Annotated in this window: 17 protein-coding genes; 15 read left to right on the top strand and 2 right to left on the bottom strand. The window is 66.5% G+C overall.

Annotation, left to right across the window (positions count from 1 at the left end):
- The first annotated feature begins 8 nt into the window (after window positions 1-8).
- From nuoI to RZE79_RS20550, 9 genes are read left to right on the top strand one after another with little or no spacing between them, the layout of a single operon-like run.
- Window positions 9-554, top strand: a complete 546-nt coding sequence (nuoI, locus tag RZE79_RS20590) for an NADH-quinone oxidoreductase subunit NuoI (RefSeq protein WP_101489708.1) — start codon at window positions 9-11, stop codon at window positions 552-554.
- 37 nt (window positions 555-591) lie between these two features.
- Window positions 592-1,248, top strand: a complete 657-nt coding sequence (locus RZE79_RS20585) for an NADH-quinone oxidoreductase subunit J (protein ID WP_099791011.1) — start codon at window positions 592-594, stop codon at window positions 1,246-1,248.
- The gene (gene nuoK, locus RZE79_RS20580) at window positions 1,245-1,553 is read left to right on the top strand and encodes an NADH-quinone oxidoreductase subunit NuoK (protein WP_099791009.1); all 309 of its coding nucleotides are present in this window, start codon (window positions 1,245-1,247) and stop codon (window positions 1,551-1,553) included. The genes RZE79_RS20585 and nuoK overlap by 4 nt, the downstream gene beginning before the upstream one ends.
- A 7-nt stretch (window positions 1,554-1,560) precedes the next feature.
- Window positions 1,561-3,615, top strand: a complete 2,055-nt coding sequence (nuoL, locus tag RZE79_RS20575; protein ID WP_319356459.1) for an NADH-quinone oxidoreductase subunit L — start codon at window positions 1,561-1,563, stop codon at window positions 3,613-3,615.
- A 25-nt stretch (window positions 3,616-3,640) separates the two neighbouring features.
- The gene (locus RZE79_RS20570; RefSeq protein ID WP_319356457.1) at window positions 3,641-5,119 is read left to right on the top strand and encodes an NADH-quinone oxidoreductase subunit M; all 1,479 of its coding nucleotides are present in this window, start codon (window positions 3,641-3,643) and stop codon (window positions 5,117-5,119) included.
- A gap of 24 nt (window positions 5,120-5,143) precedes the next feature.
- Window positions 5,144-6,631 carry an NADH-quinone oxidoreductase subunit NuoN gene (gene nuoN / locus RZE79_RS20565; RefSeq protein WP_319356455.1) on the top strand — a complete coding sequence of 496 codons (1,488 nt, stop codon included), beginning with the start codon at window positions 5,144-5,146 and terminating at the stop codon, window positions 6,629-6,631.
- A gap of 16 nt (window positions 6,632-6,647) precedes the next feature.
- Complete coding sequence (locus RZE79_RS20560; protein WP_099791001.1) at window positions 6,648-6,953, top strand: DUF2818 family protein; 306 nt, start codon at window positions 6,648-6,650, stop codon at window positions 6,951-6,953.
- A gap of 5 nt (window positions 6,954-6,958) precedes the next feature.
- Window positions 6,959-7,573, top strand: coding sequence for an NUDIX hydrolase (locus tag RZE79_RS20555; RefSeq protein WP_319356452.1), 615 nt, complete (start codon window positions 6,959-6,961; stop codon window positions 7,571-7,573).
- 7 nt (window positions 7,574-7,580) lie between these two features.
- A complete protein-coding gene (locus tag RZE79_RS20550) occupies window positions 7,581-8,069 on the top strand; it encodes a DUF1178 family protein (protein ID WP_319356450.1) in 489 nt (162 codons plus the stop codon).
- 18 nt (window positions 8,070-8,087) lie between these two features.
- On the opposite strand, the gene RZE79_RS20545 is transcribed toward RZE79_RS20550, so the two are convergent.
- Window positions 8,088-9,875 carry an ABC transporter transmembrane domain-containing protein gene (locus RZE79_RS20545; RefSeq protein WP_153283066.1) on the bottom strand — a complete coding sequence of 596 codons (1,788 nt, stop codon included), beginning with the start codon at window positions 9,873-9,875 and terminating at the stop codon, window positions 8,088-8,090.
- Between the two features lie 78 nt (window positions 9,876-9,953).
- On the opposite strand from RZE79_RS20545, the gene RZE79_RS20540 reads away from it, so the two are divergent.
- From RZE79_RS20540 to RZE79_RS20525, 4 genes are read left to right on the top strand one after another with little or no spacing between them, the layout of a single operon-like run.
- Window positions 9,954-10,490 carry a MarR family winged helix-turn-helix transcriptional regulator gene (locus RZE79_RS20540; protein ID WP_153283067.1) on the top strand — a complete coding sequence of 179 codons (537 nt, stop codon included), beginning with the start codon at window positions 9,954-9,956 and terminating at the stop codon, window positions 10,488-10,490.
- Entirely contained in the window at window positions 10,483-11,961 is a 1,479-nt protein-coding gene (locus RZE79_RS20535; RefSeq protein ID WP_319356447.1) for an efflux transporter outer membrane subunit, read from the top strand. Before RZE79_RS20540 ends, RZE79_RS20535 begins: the two co-directional genes overlap by 8 nt.
- Window positions 11,962-11,996: 35 nt before the next feature.
- The gene (locus tag RZE79_RS20530) at window positions 11,997-13,334 is read left to right on the top strand and encodes an efflux RND transporter periplasmic adaptor subunit (protein WP_319356445.1); all 1,338 of its coding nucleotides are present in this window, start codon (window positions 11,997-11,999) and stop codon (window positions 13,332-13,334) included.
- A 37-nt stretch (window positions 13,335-13,371) separates the two neighbouring features.
- Complete coding sequence (locus tag RZE79_RS20525) at window positions 13,372-14,934, top strand: DHA2 family efflux MFS transporter permease subunit (protein ID WP_153283070.1); 1,563 nt, start codon at window positions 13,372-13,374, stop codon at window positions 14,932-14,934.
- Window positions 14,935-14,988: 54 nt separating this feature from the next.
- On the opposite strand, the gene RZE79_RS20520 is transcribed toward RZE79_RS20525, so the two are convergent.
- On the bottom strand, window positions 14,989-16,197 hold the full coding sequence (locus RZE79_RS20520; RefSeq protein WP_319356442.1) for an AGE family epimerase/isomerase: 1,209 nt from the start codon (window positions 16,195-16,197) through the stop codon (window positions 14,989-14,991).
- 340 nt (window positions 16,198-16,537) lie between these two features.
- On the opposite strand from RZE79_RS20520, the gene RZE79_RS20515 reads away from it, so the two are divergent.
- On the top strand, window positions 16,538-17,308 hold the full coding sequence (locus RZE79_RS20515) for an ABC transporter ATP-binding protein (protein ID WP_099790985.1): 771 nt from the start codon (window positions 16,538-16,540) through the stop codon (window positions 17,306-17,308).
- 1 nt (window position 17,309) lies between these two features.
- Window positions 17,310-18,017, top strand: a complete 708-nt coding sequence (locus tag RZE79_RS20510) for an ABC transporter ATP-binding protein (protein ID WP_153283079.1) — start codon at window positions 17,310-17,312, stop codon at window positions 18,015-18,017.
- Window positions 18,018-18,046 lie beyond the last annotated feature (29 nt).

Here is an 18,046-nt window from a genome sequence, read left to right as displayed (position 1 = left end):
ACGACATCATGACTGCTTCACACACCGCCGGGGGGCTCTCGCGCTCCTCCAAGCTGGCCTCCGCCCCGTTCTCGCTCAAGGACTTCCTGGGCAGCTTCATGCTGTTCGAGCTGTTCAAGGGCCTGGCCATCACGGGCAAGTACGCCTTCGCGCGCAAGATCACCGTGCAGTTCCCCGAAGAGAAGACGCCGCTGTCGCCGCGCTTCCGTGGCCTGCACGCGCTGCGCCGCTACGAGAACGGCGAAGAGCGCTGCATCGCCTGCAAGCTCTGCGAGGCCGTGTGCCCCGCGCTGGCGATCACCATCGAGTCCGACGTGCGTGACGACGGCTCGCGCCGTACCACGCGCTACGACATCGACCTGACCAAGTGCATTTTCTGCGGCTTCTGCGAAGAGAGCTGCCCGGTCGACTCGATCGTCGAGACGCACATCTTCGAATACCACGGCGAAAAACGCGGCGACCTGTACTTCACCAAGGACATGCTGCTGGCCGTGGGCGATCGCTACGAAAAAGAAATCGCGGCGAACAAGGCGGCCGACGCCAAGTACCGCTGAGCCGGCTCCGCTCGAAACCCGTACCAATCGAATTCCAATGGACGTCAAGACCGGTCTGTTCTATCTCTTTGCCGCGGTGCTGCTGTTTGCAGCCTTCCGCGTCATCACCTCCCGCAATCCCGTGTACGCCGCGCTGTACCTGGTGCTGGCTTTCTTCCAGGCCTCGGCCATCTGGCTGCTGCTGCGTGCCGAGTTCCTCGCGATCGCACTGGTGCTCGTGTACGTCGGCGCCGTGATGGTGCTGTTCCTGTTCGTCGTGATGATGCTGGACATCGACGTCGACGGCCTGCGAGAGGGCTTCTGGAAGCACTTCCCGCTGGCCGCAGGCGTGGGTGCGCTCATCGCACTCGAAATGGCCGCCGTGCTCATGGGCGGCTTCCGTCTGGGCGAAGGCCCGCGCGCCATGGCGACGACTTCGCCCAACAGCTCGAACACGCTCGAGCTGGGCAAGCTGCTGTATTCCGAATACCTGTACCCGCTCGAAATCGCCGCCGTCATCCTGCTGGTGGCCATCATTGCCGCCATTGCACTGACGCTGCGCACCCGCAAGGACAGCAAGTACGTCAACCCGTCGGACCAGGTGCGCGTGAAGGCGCGCGACCGCGTGCGCATCGTGCAGATGCCCGTCACGCGTGCGGCCGAGCCGGTGGTTGAGGCCCCGGCAGCGGATGCTGCAAAGGAAAACAAGGCATGACGATCACGCTCGGACACTTTCTCTCGCTCGGCGCGATGCTCTTCGCGCTGTCGGTGATCGGCATCTTCCTGAACCGCAAGAACCTGATCGTGCTGCTCATGGCCATCGAGCTGATGCTGCTCGCGGTCAACATGAACTTCGTGGCCTTCTCGCACTACCTGGGCGACATGCACGGCCAGATCTTCGTGTTCTTCATCCTGACGGTGGCGGCGGCCGAATCGGCCATCGGCCTCGCGTTGCTGGTCCTGTTGTTCCGCAACAAGTCGAGCATCAACGTCGACGAACTCAACTCGCTCAAGGGTTGACAGCAGTATGAGCGCAACCCTTTCCGCATCCACCTTGCTGGCCGTGCCGCTGGCACCCCTGGTCGGCGCCGCACTTGCCGGCCTGTTTGGCACGAAGTTCGGCGGCAACCACATCGGCCGCAAGGTCACGCATTCGCTGACCATCCTGGGCGTGTTCGTCGCCTTCGTGATCTCGGCGCTGACGCTGAAGTCGGTCATCGTCGACGGTGCCCGCTTCAACCAGACGCTCTACGAGTGGATGATCGTCGGCGGCCTGAAGATGGAAGTCGGCTTCCTGGTCGACGGCCTCACGGCCATGATGATGTGCGTCGTGACCTTCGTGTCGCTGATGGTCCACATCTACACCATCGGCTACATGGAGGAAGACGACGGCTACAACCGCTTCTTCTCGTACATCTCGCTCTTTACCTTCTCGATGCTGATGCTCGTCATGAGCAACAACATGCTCCAGCTGTTCTTCGGCTGGGAAGCGGTGGGCCTGGTGTCGTACCTGCTGATCGGCTTCTGGTTCAACAAGCCCACGGCCATCTTCGCGAACATGAAGGCCTTCCTGGTCAACCGCGTGGGCGACTTCGGCTTCATCCTGGGCATTGGCCTGATCGCCGCCTATGCAGGCACGCTGAACTACACCGAAGCCTTCGCCAAGGCCAACATGCTGGCCGGCATCACCTTCCCGGGCACCGAGTGGATGCTCATCACGGTGATCTGCATCTGCCTGTTCATCGGCGCGATGGGCAAGAGCGCCCAGTTCCCGTTGCACGTGTGGCTGCCCGACTCGATGGAAGGCCCGACCCCCATCTCAGCGCTGATCCACGCGGCAACGATGGTGACGGCCGGCATCTTCATGGTGGCGCGTATGTCGCCGCTGTTCGAGCTGAGCGACACGGCCCTGAGCTTCATCCTCGTGATCGGTGCCATCACCGCGCTGTTCATGGGTTTCCTGGGCATCATCCAGAACGACATCAAGCGCGTGGTTGCGTACTCGACGCTCTCGCAGCTCGGCTACATGACCGTGGCGCTCGGTGCCTCGGCCTACTCGGTCGCGGTGTTCCACCTGATGACGCACGCCTTCTTCAAGGCGCTGCTGTTCCTCGGCGCAGGCTCGGTGATCATCGGCATGCACCACAACCAGGACATCCGCTGGATGGGCGGCGTGCGCAAGTACATGCCCATCACCTGGATCACCTCGCTGCTGGGTTCGCTCGCACTCATCGGCACGCCGCTGTTCTCGGGCTTCTACTCGAAGGACAGCATCATCGAAGCCGTGCATGAAAGCCACCTGTGGGGCGCGCAGTTCGCCTACTACGCGGTGCTGGCCGGCGTGTTCGTGACGGCGTTCTACTCGTTCCGCATGTACTTCCTGGTCTTCCACGGCAAGGAACGCTACGACCAGAACCCCGACGCGCACCATGACGACCATGCGCACGATGCGCATGGCGATCACGGTCACGACGATCACGGCCATGGCCACGACGCCCACAAGCCGCACGAATCGCCGATGGTGGTCTGGCTGCCGCTGGTGCTGCTGGCGATCCCCTCGGTGGTGATCGGCTTCATGACCATCGATCCGATGCTGTTCGGCAGCTTCTTCAAGGACGCGATCTTTGTCGATGGTGCCAAGCACCACGCGATGGGCGAACTGAAGGAAGCCTTCCACGGCCCGGTCGCCATGGCGATCCACGGCCTGCAGACCGCACCGTTCTGGCTGGCACTGGCCGGCGTGGCGCTCTCGTACTACATGTACATGATGAACCCGGCGCTGCCGGCCGCCATCAAGCGGACCTTCGGCCCGCTGTACCGCCTGCTCGAGAACAAGTACTACCTCGACTGGATCAACGAGAACATCATCGCCCGCGGTACCCGCATGCTCGGTACCGGCCTGTGGAAGGGCGGTGACCAAGGCCTGATCGACGGCACGATCGTCAACGGGTCCTGGAAGGTGGTGGGGCGCGTCGCAGGTGTCATTCGCTGGCTGCAGACGGGCTTCATCTACCACTACGCCTTTGCGATGCTGCTGGGCATCTTCATCCTGATGACGTACTTCGTCTGGTTCAAACGTTGAGCCCGAACGCTGGAGAAAAAGAAAAATGGGTTTGTTGAGCCTTGCCATCTGGGTGCCGATCGCATTCGGCGCCGCGCTGCTGGCGTTTGGCCGCGACGAGCACGCCAAGGGCGTGCGCTGGGTCGCGCTCGTCGGTGCCATCGTGAGCTTCCTGGTCACGGTGCCGCTGTTTACGCGCTTCCAGAACGGAACCGCCGCGATGCAGTTCGTCGAGAAGACGAGCTGGATCTCGCGCTTCAACGTCAACTACCACCTGGGCATCGACGGCATGTCGCTGTGGCTGGTGCTGCTGACCTCGTTCATCACGGTCGTGGTCGTGATCTCGGCCTGGGAAGTGATCACCGAGCGCGTGAACCAGTACATGGGCGCGTTCCTGATCCTGTCGGGTTTCATGATCGGCGTGTTCTCCGCGCTCGACGGCATCCTGTTCTACGTGTTCTTCGAAGCCACGCTGATCCCGATGTACCTGATCATCGGCATCTGGGGCGGTCCGAACAAGATCTACGCGGCGTTCAAGTTCTTCCTGTACACGCTGCTCGGCTCGCTGCTGATGCTGGTCGCGCTGATCTTCCTGTACAACAAGTCGGGCGGCAGCTTCGACATCCTGAGCTGGCACAAGCTGCCGCTGGGTTCGACCGCGCAGACCTTCCTGTTCTTCGCCTTCTTCGCGGCCTTCGCCGTCAAGGTGCCGATGTGGCCGGTCCACACTTGGCTGCCCGACGTGCACGTTGAAGCCCCCACGGGCGGTTCGGCCGTGCTGGCCGCGGTCATGCTGAAGCTGGGTGCCTATGGTTTCCTGCGCTTCTCGATGCCCATCGCGCCTGACGCTTCGCATGAATGGGCGTGGCTCATGATCGCGCTGTCGCTCATCGCCGTGATCTACGTGGGCCTCGTTGCGCTGGTGCAGCAGGACATGAAGAAGCTGGTGGCGTACTCGTCGGTGGCCCACATGGGCTTCGTGACGCTGGGCTTCTTCATCTTCAACGAGCTCGGCGTGTCCGGCGGCATCGTGCAGATGATTGCCCACGGCTTCGTGTCGGGCGCCATGTTCCTGGGCATCGGCGTGCTGTACGACCGCGTGCACTCGCGCCAGATCGCCGACTACGGCGGCGTGGTCAACACCATGCCCAAGTTCGCCGCGTTCGCGCTGCTGTTCGCCATGGCCAACTGCGGCCTGCCGGGCACCGCCGGTTTCGTGGGCGAGTGGATGGTGATCCTGGGCGCCGTGAAGGCCAACTTCTGGATCGGCCTGGGGGCCGCCACCGCACTGATCTTCGGTGCCGCCTACACCCTGTGGATGTACAAGCGCGTGTACCTGGGCCCGGTCGCCAACGACCACGTCAAGGAACTGAAGGACATCAATGCCCGCGAGTTCCTGATGCTGTCGCTGCTGGCGATCGCCGTGCTCTGGATGGGTCTGTATCCGAAGCCTTTCACCGACGCGATGGATGCCTCCGTCGTCGAGCTTCTGCGCCATGTGGCGATTTCGAAGCTGCCCGTCTGATGCCACGCTGAAGAAGAGAACGAGATGATTGACAAACTCAGCTGGGTGACGATCTACCCCGAAATCGTGTTGCTGGTCATGGCCTGCATCATTGCGCTGGTCGACCTGTCGGACACGAGCCCGCGCCGCACCCGCACCTACATCCTGACGCTGCTCACGCTGGCGGCCGTCGCCGTGCTCACGGGCCTGGCCGCTGTCGGCGGCAAGACCGCCTACGGCTTCGGCGGCATGGTGGTGAGCGACTCCATGGGCAACTGGCTCAAGTGCTTCGCCTCGCTCGCCCTGATGGTGACGCTGGTCTACGGCCGTCCCTACGCGGCCGACCGCGAGATGCTGCGCGGCGGCGAGATGTTCACGATCAGCATGCTGGCGCTGCTGGGCATGTTCGTGATGATCGGTGGCAGCAACTTCCTGCTGATCTACCTCGGCCTCGAGCTGCTCACGCTGTCGAGCTACGCGCTCGTGGCCCTGCGCCGCGACAACGCGGTGGCCAGCGAAGCCGCCATGAAGTACTTCGTGCTCGGCGCCATGGCCAGCGGCTTCCTGCTGTACGGCCTGTCGATGATGTACGGCGCGACCGGCTCGCTCGACCTGAACGAAGTCTTCAAGGCGATCTCGACCGGCAAGGTGAACCACCAGGTGCTGGTGTTCGGCCTGGTCTTCATCGTGGCGGGCCTGGCCTTCAAGGTCGGCGCTGCACCGTTCCACATGTGGGTGCCCGACGTCTACCAGGGCGCGCCGACGGCGGTCACGCTGCTGATCGGTGCCGCGCCCGAGCTGGCTGCCTTCGGCATCATCATCCGCCTCTTGGTCGACGGCCTGCAGCCGCTGGCCATCGACTGGCAGCAGATGCTGGCCGTGCTGGCGATCGCCTCGCTGGTGATCGGCAACCTGGCGGCCATTGCGCAGAGCAACCTCAAGCGCATGCTGGCCTACTCGACCATCGCTCAGATGGGCTTCATGCTGCTGGGCCTGGTGGCGGGTTCCGACCAGCAGGGCACGCAGAACGCGCAGGCCGCCTACAGCGCCTCGATGTTCTACGTCATCACCTACGTGCTGACCACGCTGGCGAGCTTCGGCATCATCCTGCTGCTGGCGCGCGAAGGCTTCGAAAGCGAAGAGATCACCGACCTGGCCGGCCTGAACCAGCGCAGCCCGCTGTACGCCGGCGTGATGGCCATCGCGATGTTCTCGCTGGCCGGTCTGCCGCCGCTCGTCGGCTTCTACGCGAAACTGGCCGTGCTGCAGGCGCTGATCGCCTCGGGTGCCGCCATCTATATCGGCCTGGCGGTGTTCGCCGTGGTCATGTCGCTGATCGGCGCCTTCTACTACCTGCGCGTGGTCAAGGTCATGTACTTCGACGCGCCTGTCACGGCGACCACCGTGTCGGCCTCGTTCGACGTGCGCACCGTGCTCACGATCAACGGCGCGCTGATCCTGATTCTTGGCGTGCTGCCCGGCGGTCTGATGACGCTGTGCTACGACGCCATCGCGGCCACGCTGGCCCACTGACGCGGTCCGCAACACGGTGTCGCAAACCGCGTCGGTCTGGGTGGTGCTGCTGGTGGCCCTGGCGGCCGCGAACCTGCCGTTCCTCAATGAGCGCCTGTTCGGGGCGGTGCCGCTGTCGGCCAAGCACAAGTCGCTCGCCATCCGCTTCGGCGAACTGGTGGTGCTGTACTTCATTGCCGGCGGCATCGGCCTGCTGTTCGAACGCAGGGCAGGGCAGATCGCAGCCCAGGGCTGGGAGTTCTACGCGGTGACGGCTTCGCTGTTCGTCGTGCTGGCCTTCCCGGGGTTCACCTGGCGCTACCTGATGAAGCACAGGCACTGACCGACATGACTTCTCCCATCGCCACCACCGCCGACTTGCATCTGAAGGAAGCGCTCGTCAGCAGCGAAGAGCTCTTCAAGGGCAAGTTCCTGCACGCCAAGCGCGACACCATCCGCCTGCCCGACGGCCACAACGCCACGCGCGAGTACGTCGTGCATCCCGGCGCGGTGGTGGTGATTCCGCTGCTCGACGACGGCCGCGTGGTGCTGGAGCGCCAGTTCCGCTACCCGGTGGACCGCGTGATCGTCGAGTTTCCCGCGGGCAAGCTCGACGCCGGCGAAGATCCGCTGCTGTGCGGCCAGCGCGAGCTGCTCGAAGAGACCGGCTACACCGCGCGCGAATGGGCGCATGCGGGTGCCATGCACCTGGCAGTGGCGTACTCGACCGAGATCATCCACATCTACTTTGCACGCGGCCTCTCGTTGGGCGAGCGCAAGCTCGACCATGGCGAGTTTCTCGACGTGTTCACTGCCACGCCGCAGGAACTCATCGGCTGGTGCCGCGACGGCACCGTGACCGACGCAAAGACGCTCACTTGCGCCCTGTGGCTGCAGAACGTCCTCTCGGGCGCATGGGCACTGGATTGGCAGGCCGCAGCCTCGCAAGGCGGCGCGGGATAATCCGCGCATGAAGGTTCTCGATCTCCGCTGCACGCACGGCCACGGCTTCGAGGGCTGGTTCGCGTCCAACGAGGCGTTTGACAGCCAGCTCGCGAGCGGCCTCGTCGAGTGCCCCGTCTGCGGCGACACCTCGATCGTCAAGCTGCTGAGCGCACCGCGCCTGAACTTGAGCAACGCCAAGGCGCCGAAGGAAGAAGGGCGCGATGTAGCCCACACGCCATCGGCGCCCGCATCGCCATCCGCTCAAGCACCGGCAGCCACCTCGACTTCATCACCTGAAGCCCGCTGGATGCGCGCCGTGCGCGAAGTGCTGGCGAAGACCGAAGACGTCGGCGACCGCTTCGCCGACGAGGCACGCAAGATGCACTACGGCGAAACCGCCGAACGCGGCATCCGCGGCCAGGCCACGCCGGAGCAGACCGAGGCGCTGCTCGACGAAGGCATTCCGGTGATGGCGCTGCCGATACCGGCGGCGCTCAAAGAAACCCTGCAGTAACCGACCGTCCCGATCGGGTCAGGCCGTGAACTGCAGTGCGGCCAGCCGCGCGTACACGCCGCCTTGCGCGACCAGCGCCGCGTGCGTTCCCTGTTCGACGATGCCGCCGTGGTCCAGCACGATGATGCGGTCGGCCTTCTGCACGGTCGCCAGGCGGTGGGCGATCACGAGCGTGGTGCGGTTTTCCATCGCTGACTCCAGCGCGGCCTGCACCATGCGTTCGCTCTCGGCATCGAGCGCGCTGGTGGCTTCGTCGAGCAGCAGCAGCGGCGGGTTCTTCAAGATGGCTCGCGCGATGGCGATGCGCTGGCGCTGGCCGCCCGACAACCGCACGCCGCGTTCACCCAGAAAGGTGTCGTAGCCTTCGGGCAGGGCCTGCAGGAAGTCGTGCGCAAAGGCCGCACGCGCTGCGGCGTGCACCTCGTCGGCGCTGGCCTCGGGCCGGCCGTAGCGGATGTTCTCGAAGGCGCTGGCCGAAAAGATCACCGCGTCCTGCGGCACGAGGCCGATGCGGGTGCGCAGGTCGTGCAACGCGAGCGCATCGAGCGACGCGCCGTCGAGCACGATGCGGCCCGACTGCGGGTCGTAGTAGCGCAGCAGCAGCTGGAACACCGTGCTCTTGCCCGCGCCGCTCGATCCCACCAGCGCCACGGTTTCGCCGGGCGCGATGTCCAGGCTGAAATCGCGCAACGCCGGCGTGCCCGGACGCGAGGGGTAATGGAAGGTGATCGCGTCGAAGCGGATGGCGCTGCCCGCCGCGGGAACGGGCGCGACCGCCGGGCGTGCGGGTGAGGCGATGGCCGTCGGGGCATGCAGCAGTTCCATCAGGCGCTCGGTGGCGCCGGCTGCGCGCAGCAGGTCGCCGTACACCTCGCCGAGCACGGCCGTGGCGCTTGCCAGGATCGCCACGTACACCACCGTCTGGCCCAGGTGGCCGGCCGTGATGTCGCCGCGCAGCACGGCCTGCGTGCCTTCGTACAGGCCCCAGAGCAGGGCGGCCGAGGTGGCGATGATGATGAAGGCCACGAGCACCGAGCGCGCGCGCGTGCGGCGCACGGCGGTCTGGAAGGCGTTCTCGGTCGAGCCGTTGAAGCGGTCGGCCTCGCGGCCTTCGGCCGTGTAGCTCTGCACCACGGGAATCGCGTTCAGCACCTCGGCCGCGATGGCGCTCGAGTCGGCCACGCGGTCCTGGCTGGCGCGCGACAGCTTGCGCACACGGCGGCCGAACCACATGCTCGGCAGTACCACCAGCACAAGGATGCCCAGCACCTGCACCATCACATAAGGATTGGTCCAGACCAGCACCGCCAGCGCGCCCACGCCCATGACGGCATTGCGCAGGCCCATGCTCAGCGACGAGCCGACGACCGTCTGCACGAGCGTGGTGTCAGCCGTGAGGCGCGACAGCACCTCGCCGGTTTGCGTGGTCTCGAAGAAGGCCGGGCTCTGCTGCAGCACATGGCCGTAGACCGCGTTGCGCAGGTCGGCCGTGACGCGCTCGCCGAGCCAGCTCACCGTATAGAAGCGCGCGGCCGAAAACAGACCCAGCGCCACGGCCACCGCGAAGAGGGCGCCGAAGTGCTCGCGCAGCGCCATGGTCTGCGCGCCCTTGTCGGCGCTGACCAAGCCACCATCAATCAGGCTGCGCAGGGCGATAGGGAACGCCAGCGTCGTGACGGCCGCCATCACCAGGAAGACCCCCGCCAGGACGATCTGCACGCGGTAGGGGCGAAGGAAGGGGCGCAACCCCGACAGCGAGCGGGGCGAACCCTTGGCTGCGGAGGACGACGGAGGGGAAGAAGCCATGGGCGCGGATTCTACCGAGCCCTTGCCTTCACAAAGGTCGCCTTGACAGTAATTGCCATGGCAACTAATATTTTCCGCATGAGCGATGCCCCCATTTCCCCGGTTCCTCCGACGACCGACGAGGCCGTGCGCGCGCCCGTCGATTTCTATCGCGCCGAGGACTACCGCGCCGAAGAGAGCATCGGCTACCTCATGCGCCGCATCGTCACGTCCGTGGGCCAGACGGTCGGCACGCGCATGTGCGAGCCCGGCAGCCCCACCTATCCGCAGTGGGTGCCGCTGTACAAGCTGCACGTCGGCGCCGCCACCACCGTGGCCGAACTGGCCCGCGCCTGCGAGCTCGACACCGGCGCCATGACGCGCCTGCTCGACCGCCTCGAAGCCAAGGGCCTGTGCCGCCGCGTGCGCTCGCTCGAAGACCGCCGCGTGGTCAACATCGAACTCACCGACGAAGGCCGTGCGGCCGCGAAGGAAGTGCCCTATGTGCTGAGCCGGGTGCAGAACGAGTACCTGGCCGGCTTCACCACCGAAGAATGGGAGCAGCTCAAGGACTACTTGCGCCGCATCCTCGACAACGCACAGGGCCTCGCGGCCCGTGGAGAGAAGAATGACTGAGTCTTTCGCCGTGCGCGCGCTGCGTCGCACGCCTGTCGTGGCCGCCGCATTGGCGGTGGTCGCGCTCGCCGGCTGCGCCGACATGGCCGGCATCGCCTCGCACGCCACGCTGCGCGATGCGTCCACGCTCGGCATCGCGGCCGACCCCGCGCGCGCCACGGTGCCCAGCCTGGACAGCCAGTGGTGGCAGGCCTTCGGCGACAGCCAGCTCAACGCGCTGGTCGACCAGGCCGTGGCCGGCAACCCGAACCTGCAAGTCGCGCGTGCGCGGCTGGTGCGTGCGCAGGCCTCGGCGGACATCGCCGGCGCGGCGCTGCTGCCCAAGGTCGGCGCCGACCTCAACCTGAACCGCCAGAAGTTCAACAGCAACTACATCTACCCGGCGCCGCTGGGCGGCTCGACGCAGAACATCGGCCTGCTGCAGCTCGGCGCGAGCTGGGAGCTCGACTTCTTCGGCAAGAACCGCAGCGCACTCGACACCGCCCTCGGCGCAGCCAATGCCGCCGCGGCCGACGCCGATGCCGCGCGCGTGCTGCTCGCTAGCAACGTGGCGCGCAGCTACTTTCAGTGGGCGCGCCTGAACGAACAGGTCGAAGTGGCCAGGCGCACGCTGGCCCAGCGCGACGAAACCTTCAAGCTCGTGCGCGACCGCGTCTCGGCCGGCCTCGACACCCGCCTCGAACTGCGCCAGAGCGAAGGCGGCCTGCCTGAAGCGCGCCAGCAGATCGAAGCGCTCAACGAGCAGATCGCGCTGCAGCAGCACGCACTCGATGCGCTCGTGGGCCAGCCCAACGTGTCGGCCTCGCTCAAGCCGCCGGTGCTCGCCGGCGTGAAGCCGATGGCGCTGCAGGCGAACATTCCGGCCGACCTGCTGGGCCGCCGCGCCGACATCGCCGCCGCGCGCTGGCGCGTCGAAGCCGCCACCAGCGACGTGGCCAATGCCAAGACCCAGTTCTATCCCAACGTGAACCTCACGGCCTTTGCCGGCTTCCAGAGCTTGGGGCTAGGCAAGCTGCTCAAGTCGGGCAGCGAGCAGTGGGGCGTGGGCCCGGCCATCCACCTGCCGATCTTCGAAGGCGGGCGCCTGCGTGCCAACCTGCGCGGCAAGTCGGCCGACCTCGACGTGGCCATCGAAAGCTACAACGCCACGGTGCTCGACGCCGTGCGCGACGCGGCCGACCAGGTGTCGAGCGCGCAGTCGATCACGCGCCAGCAGACCGAGCAGCGCGCCGCGCAGACGGCCGCCGAAGGCGCCTACGACATTGCCGTGCAGCGCTACCGCGCGGGCCTGGGCAACTACCTCAACGTGCTGACCGCCGAAACCGCCGTGCTGGCCCAGCGCCGGCTCGCGGTCGACCTGGCGGCCCGCGCCCTCGACACGCAGGTGGGCCTGGCGCGCGCCCTGGGCGGCGGCTGGCAGCCACCCGCCACCGCCACGGCTGCGGCCCCGACGGCTGCCACCCAGAACTGATTTGCTGATCCGCCTTCTTCGGAAAGAACTCCATCATGAGCGATAACAACACTCCGACATCCGCTTCCGCCACGCCTTCCAACGGGCCCACCACCGCAGCGCCCGAGGCGCCTGCAAGCAACGGCAAGCGCCGCCGCGCACTCACCGCCCTCACCGCCGTGGTGCTGGTCGCCGGTGGCGGCTGGGGCCTGTACGAATGGCTGGTCGCCAGCCACTACGAGAACACCGACAACGCCTACGTGCAGGGCAACGTCATCCAGATCACGCCGCAGATCGGCGGCACCGTCATGGCCATCGGCGCCGACGACACCGACTTCGTGAAGGCCGGCCAGCCGCTGGTGCAGCTCGACCCGGCCGATGCCAAGGTCGCGCTCGAGCAGGCCGAGGCCGCGCTCGCACAGGCCGTGCGCCAGGTGCGCACGCTGTACGCCAACAACGGCTCGCTGGCCGCGCAGGTCACGCTGCGCCAGTCCGACATCGCCAAGGCCCAGAGCGACATCGCCAAGGCGCAGGACGACCTGCAGCGCCGCCGTGCACTGTCGGGCAACGGCGCCGTGTCGAAGGAAGAACTCAACCACGCCGAGACGCAACTGGCCAACGCCAAGAGCGCACTGGCCGCCGCACAGGCCGGCGTGGTCGCCGCGCGCGAGGCGCTGGCCAGCAACCAGTCGCTGACCGAAGGCACCAGCGTGCCCCAGCACCCGAGCGTGCTGGCCGCTGCGGCCAAGGTGCGCGAGGCCTACCTCGCCACGCAGCGCGTGGCCATGCCCGCACCGGTCGACGGCTACGTCGCCAAGCGCACCGTGCAGCTGGGCCAGCGCGTGGCCGCCGGCACGCCGATGATGTCGATCGTGCCGTTGCACCAGCTGTGGGTCGACGCCAACTTCAAGGAAGTGCAGCTGCGCAACATCCGCATCGACCAGCCCGTGAAGCTCACGGCCGACGTGTACGGCAAGAAGGTCGAGTACACCGGCAAGGTCGCCGGCCTGGGCGTGGGCACCGGCGCCGCCTTTGCGCTGTTGCCGGCGCAGAACGCCACCGGCAACTGGATCAAGGTGGTGCAGCGCGTGCCCGTGCGCATCGCGCTCGACCCCGAGCAGCTCAAGGCCAACCCGCTGCGCATCGGCCTGTCGATGGACGCCGAGATCGACATCACGCAGAAGACCGGCAAGATGCTGGCCGACGCGCCGCGCAGCACCGCCTTCGCGCAGACGCAGGTCTACAGCCAGCTCGACCGCGGCGCTGACGCCGAGGTGGACCGCATCGTGGCCGCCAACCTCGGCCGCGGCGCGCCCACGGCGGCCGTGAGCCGTCCGGCGGCCTCCAACGCGGCACCGGCCGCGCACGTCGCCACGCAGGGCCAGCCGGGCTGATCGCAGCGCTGATTCGCTGAACCTTCACACCCGCGCCATGGCCACTGCTGCTCCCGCTTACATCGCGCACCCCCCGCTCGAGGGCTCCGCCCGCGTGTGGGGCACGGTCGCGCTGTCCGCCGCCACCTTCATGAACGTGCTCGACTCGTCGATCGCGAACGTGTCGCTGCCGGCCATCTCGGGCGACCTTGGCGTGAGCACCACGCAAGGCACCTGGGTCATCACCAGCTTCGCGGTGGCCAACGCCATCGCGGTGCCGCTCACGGGTTTCATGACACAGCGCTTCGGCCAGGTGCGCCTGTTCATGGCCAGCGTGATCCTGTTCATGATCGCCTCGCTGCTGTGCGGCCTGGCGCCCAACATGACCACGCTGATCGCCTTCCGCGCGCTGCAGGGCTTCGTCGCGGGCCCGATGATTCCGCTGTCGCAGACGCTGCTGCTGTCGAGCTACCCGCGCGCCAAGGCGGGCCTGGCCATGGCCATGTGGTCGATGACCACGCTGGTTGCGCCGGTGATGGGGCCGCTGCTGGGCGGCTGGATCACCGACAACATCTCGTGGCCGTGGATCTTCTACATCAACATCCCGGTCGGCATCGTGGCCGCGGCCATCACCTGGACGCTGTATCACAAGCGCGAGAGCAAGACGCACAAGGTGCCGATCGACGCCATCGGGCTGGCGCTGCTGGTGCTGTGGGTCGGCTCGATGCAGCTCATGCTCGACAAGGGCAAGGAGCTCGACTGGTTCCACTCGGCCGAGATCGTCACGATGGCCGTGGTGGCCGTGGTCGGCTTTGCGTTCTTCCTGGTCTGGGAGCTGACCGACAAGCACCCGGTGGTCGACCTGTCGCTGTTCAAGCGCCGCAACTTCTGGTCGGGTGCGGTGGCCACAGCCATTGCCTACGGCCTGTTCTTCGGCAACGTGGTGCTGCTGCCGCTGTGGCTGCAGCAGTGGATGGGCTACACCGCCACGCAGGCGGGGATGATCATGGCGCCCGTCGGGATGCTGGCGATCTTCTTCTCGCCCGTGGTGGGGCTCACGGTGGCCAAGATCGACCCGCGCCGCTACGCGACCTTCTCGTTCCTCGTGTTTGCGCTGGTGCTGTGGATGCGCTCGAACTTCAACACGCAGGCCGACTTCGTGACGATCATCATTCCGACGATCATTCAGGGCATCGCGATGGCGTTCTTCTTCATCCCGCTCGTGACCATCACGCTGTCGGGCCTCACGCCCGACCGCATTCCGGCCGCGTCGGGGCTGTCGAACTTCCTGCGGATCACGGCGGGCGCGATGGGCACGTCGATCGCCACCACGCTGTGGGACAGCCGCGCGGCGCTGCATCATGCGCAGCTCGTGGAGTCGGTGAACCCCGGCAACAGCGCGGCCACCAGCGCCATTGCGGGGCTGACGGGCAGCGGCTTCAGCACCGAGCAGGTGCTCGGGCAGATCAACCGCCTCGTCGACCAGCAGGCGTTCATGCTCGCAACGAACGACATCTTCTATGCCTCGGCGGTGCTGTTCCTGCTGCTGATTCCGCTGGTGTGGCTGGCGCGGCCGCAAAAGGGCGGCGCGGGCGGCGATGCGGCGGCCGGCGCGCACTGACAACGCGCCTCCTTCTCCTCATCACCCCAGGCTCCTTCGGGACCCTGGGGTTTTTTACGCGCCCAGCGCCTTCAACACGTCATGGCACGCGCCCATCGTGTGGTAGTCGGTCTTGCCGGCCGGGCTCTTCTCGTCGCTGATCTTCGCGTTCTGCGGCGTGAGGATGCGGTACCACGCACCGTGCGCGTGGTCGACGAAGTGGTTCCAGCTGTACGCCCAGATGCGGTCGTACCAGTCCCAGTAGCCGGCGTCGCCCGTGCGCACCGCGAGCAGGGCGGCGGCGGCGAAGCTCTCGGCCTGCACCCAGAAGTACTTGTCGCCGTCGCACACCGCGCCGTCGGGCCCGAAGCCGTAGACCAGCCCGCCGTGCGTGGCGTCCCAGCCGCGCTGCATCGCGGTGTCGAAGAAGTGGCGCGCGCGCGGCACGATCCATTCGGTGCCGGGCGCGTCGGGGCCCAGGTGGCTGTCGAGCTGCAGCAGCAGCTTGGTCCATTCGGTGAGGTGGCCGGTCTGGAAACCCCAGGGCCGGAAGATGTTGGTCTTGTCGCCGCGGTTGTAGTCCCAGTCGACCGACCAGTCCTGGCGGTAGTGTTCCCACACCAGCCCGTCGGCGAGCGCGGCCTGCCGGCCCGTGATGCTTTCGGCCAGCGCGCGTGCGCGCTCGAGGTAGAAGGGCTCGCGCGTGGCGTCGTAGGCCGCGAGCATGGCCTCGCAGGCGTGCATGTTGGCGTTCTGGCCGCGGTAGGGGCCGACCTGCCAGTTTGGGGTGGCCTCGTCGGCGTACAGCTGGTGCGCCGGCTCCCAGAAATGCTGCTCCATCAGGTCGCGGGTGCGCGCGAGGCCGGCGCGCGCTTCCTCGACGCCGGCCATCAGCGCATGCGCGTGCGCGAGCAGCACGAAGGCCATGCCGTAGCAATGTTGCGTGCCGTCCTGCACGGTGGCTTGATGGCCATCCCAGTCGATCTGCCATGCATAGCCACCATTCGGCTGCGCATGCGCGGTCTGCAAAAACGCGAGGCCGTGCCGCACCGCCGCAAGGTCGTCGGGCCGGCCGAAGCGGCGCCACGCCATCGCGTGGTTGAACACGAAGCGCGTGCTGCTCACGAGGTGGCGCGTGCGGCGGTCGTACACCGTGCCGTCGTCCTTGAAGAAATGGAAGAAGCCGCCCGAGGCATCGCGGCTGCGCGGCGCGTAGAACGCCAGCGTGTGTGCGATGTGGCCTGTGAGGAATTCGGGCGAGCGGAAGTTCGGCTGGTTCGGCATGGCGGTGATGGATTCAATCCGGGTGAAAGAGCATCGTTGCAGTGCAGCGAGCGCGCAAGTTTTTCGCGAAGGGCGCATGCACGGTCGAGCGCCTCATGCCTGTGCGCGTGCACGCATCGCGCGTTCGCAGGTGGGCGTGTTGCAGTGCGCAATGTCGTCGGGACGACAGTCGCTCGCGCAGAGGCCGCGCACTCTGTGAATGGTTGCAGTGCAGCATAGGCATTTGCCCCAGTATGCAATTGCATAGCGGCCCCCAACAATCGGTCCGCGCTCGATGGTGGCGCATTGAGATGGACCGCATGACCGATTTCTTTTTTCCGCACACGGACGACGCCGCGAGATGAGCGACGTCATTCTTGAAACACGCCAGCTCACCAAGGAATTCAAGGGATTCACCGCGGTCAGCAAGGTTGACCTCTCGGTGAAGCGCGGCTCGATCCACGCGCTCATCGGCCCCAACGGTGCCGGCAAGACGACCTGCTTCAACCTGCTCACGAAGTTCCTCGAGCCGACCGCCGGCACGATCCTGTTCAACGGGCACGACATCACGGGCGAACGCCCGGCGCAGATTGCGCGGCGCGGCGTGATCCGCTCGTTCCAGATCTCCGCGGTGTTCCCGCACCTCACGCTGCTCGAGAACGTGCGCCTGGGCCTGCAGCGCAAGCTGGGCACCTCGTACCACTTCTGGAAGAGCGAGAAGTCGCTCAAGCCGCTCGATGCGCGCGCCCGCGAACTGCTCGCCGAGGTGGGCCTCGAAGACCTGGCCGACGAACAGACCGTCAACCTGCCCTACGGCCGCAAGCGCGCGCTCGAGATCGCCACCACGCTGGCCATGGAACCCGAACTGATGCTGCTCGACGAACCCACGCAAGGCATGGGCCACGAAGACGTGCACCGCGTGGCCGAGCTCATCAAGCGCGTGTCGGCCGGACGCACCATCCTGATGGTCGAACACAACATGAGCGTGGTCTCGACCATTGCCGACACCATCACGGTGCTGCAGCGCGGCGCCGTGCTGGCCGAAGGCCCGTACGCCGAAGTCTCGAAGAACCCGCAGGTGATGGAAGCCTACATGGGCACCACCGACGGCCAGATGCAGGGGGCTCACTGACATGACCGCTGCACTCGAAATCAAGGGCCTGCAGGCCTGGTACGGCGAATCGCATGTGCTGCACGGCGTCGACATGGTCGTGCAGCCGGGCGAAGTCGTCACCTTGCTGGGCCGCAACGGCGCGGGCCGCACGACGACGATGCGCGCCGTGATGGGACTCACCGGCGCCCGCAAGGGCAGCATCAAGGTCAACGGCGTCGAGACCATTTCGATGGCGACGCACCGCATCGCGCACCTGGGCATCGGCTATTGCCCCGAAGAGCGCGGCATCTTCGCCAGCCTCTCGTGCGAAGAAAACCTGATGCTGCCGCCCGAGCTGAAGGGCGCGGGGCCGGGCATGTCGGTCGACGAGATCTACGCCATGTTCCCCAACCTGGCCGAGCGCCGCCACAGCCAGGGCACGCGCCTGTCGGGCGGCGAGCAGCAGATGCTCGCGGTGGCGCGCATCCTGCGCACCGGCGCCAAGTTGCTGCTGCTCGACGAGATTTCCGAAGGCCTGGCGCCGGTCATCGTGCAGGCGCTGGCCCGCATGATCACCACGCTGCGCGCCAAGGGCTACACCATCGTCATGGTCGAGCAGAACTTCCGCTTCGCCGCGCCGCTGGCCGACCGTTTCTACGTGATGGAGCACGGCCGCATCGTCGAGAAATTCGGTGCGTCCGAACTCGAAGCCAAGATGCCCGTGCTGACCGAGCTGCTCGGCGTCTGAGTTCTTTCACCCCTTCTTGCTACTGCCGG

This window comes from Variovorax sp. EBFNA2, from assembly GCF_033802765.1.
Taxonomy (GTDB): Bacteria; Pseudomonadota; Gammaproteobacteria; order Burkholderiales; family Burkholderiaceae_C; genus Variovorax; species Variovorax paradoxus_H.
This window is presented reverse-complemented; position numbering and strand designations above follow the sequence as displayed.

Excerpts from the sequence above, each read along its gene's own strand:
- RZE79_RS20515 (WP_099790985.1), top strand. The coding sequence starts at position 16,538 with ATGAGCGACGTCATTCTTGAAACACGCCAGCTCACCAAGGAATTCAAG.
- RZE79_RS20570 (WP_319356457.1), top strand. The coding sequence starts at position 3,641 with ATGGGTTTGTTGAGCCTTGCCATCTGGGTGCCGATCGCATTCGGCGCC.
- RZE79_RS20525 (WP_153283070.1), top strand. The coding sequence starts at position 13,372 with ATGGCCACTGCTGCTCCCGCTTACATCGCGCACCCCCCGCTCGAGGGC.
- RZE79_RS20550 (WP_319356450.1), top strand. The coding sequence starts at position 7,581 with ATGAAGGTTCTCGATCTCCGCTGCACGCACGGCCACGGCTTCGAGGGC.
- nuoK (WP_099791009.1), top strand. The coding sequence starts at position 1,245 with ATGACGATCACGCTCGGACACTTTCTCTCGCTCGGCGCGATGCTCTTC.
- RZE79_RS20530 (WP_319356445.1), top strand. The coding sequence starts at position 11,997 with ATGAGCGATAACAACACTCCGACATCCGCTTCCGCCACGCCTTCCAAC.
- RZE79_RS20555 (WP_319356452.1), top strand. The coding sequence starts at position 6,959 with ATGACTTCTCCCATCGCCACCACCGCCGACTTGCATCTGAAGGAAGCG.
- nuoI (WP_101489708.1), top strand. The coding sequence starts at position 9 with ATGACTGCTTCACACACCGCCGGGGGGCTCTCGCGCTCCTCCAAGCTG.
- RZE79_RS20535 (WP_319356447.1), top strand. The coding sequence starts at position 10,483 with ATGACTGAGTCTTTCGCCGTGCGCGCGCTGCGTCGCACGCCTGTCGTG.
- RZE79_RS20510 (WP_153283079.1), top strand. The coding sequence starts at position 17,310 with ATGACCGCTGCACTCGAAATCAAGGGCCTGCAGGCCTGGTACGGCGAA.
- RZE79_RS20520 (WP_319356442.1), bottom strand. The coding sequence starts at position 16,197 with ATGCCGAACCAGCCGAACTTCCGCTCGCCCGAATTCCTCACAGGCCAC.
- RZE79_RS20585 (WP_099791011.1), top strand. The coding sequence starts at position 592 with ATGGACGTCAAGACCGGTCTGTTCTATCTCTTTGCCGCGGTGCTGCTG.
- RZE79_RS20545 (WP_153283066.1), bottom strand. The coding sequence starts at position 9,875 with ATGGCTTCTTCCCCTCCGTCGTCCTCCGCAGCCAAGGGTTCGCCCCGC.
- nuoL (WP_319356459.1), top strand. The coding sequence starts at position 1,561 with ATGAGCGCAACCCTTTCCGCATCCACCTTGCTGGCCGTGCCGCTGGCA.
- RZE79_RS20540 (WP_153283067.1), top strand. The coding sequence starts at position 9,954 with ATGAGCGATGCCCCCATTTCCCCGGTTCCTCCGACGACCGACGAGGCC.
- nuoN (WP_319356455.1), top strand. The coding sequence starts at position 5,144 with ATGATTGACAAACTCAGCTGGGTGACGATCTACCCCGAAATCGTGTTG.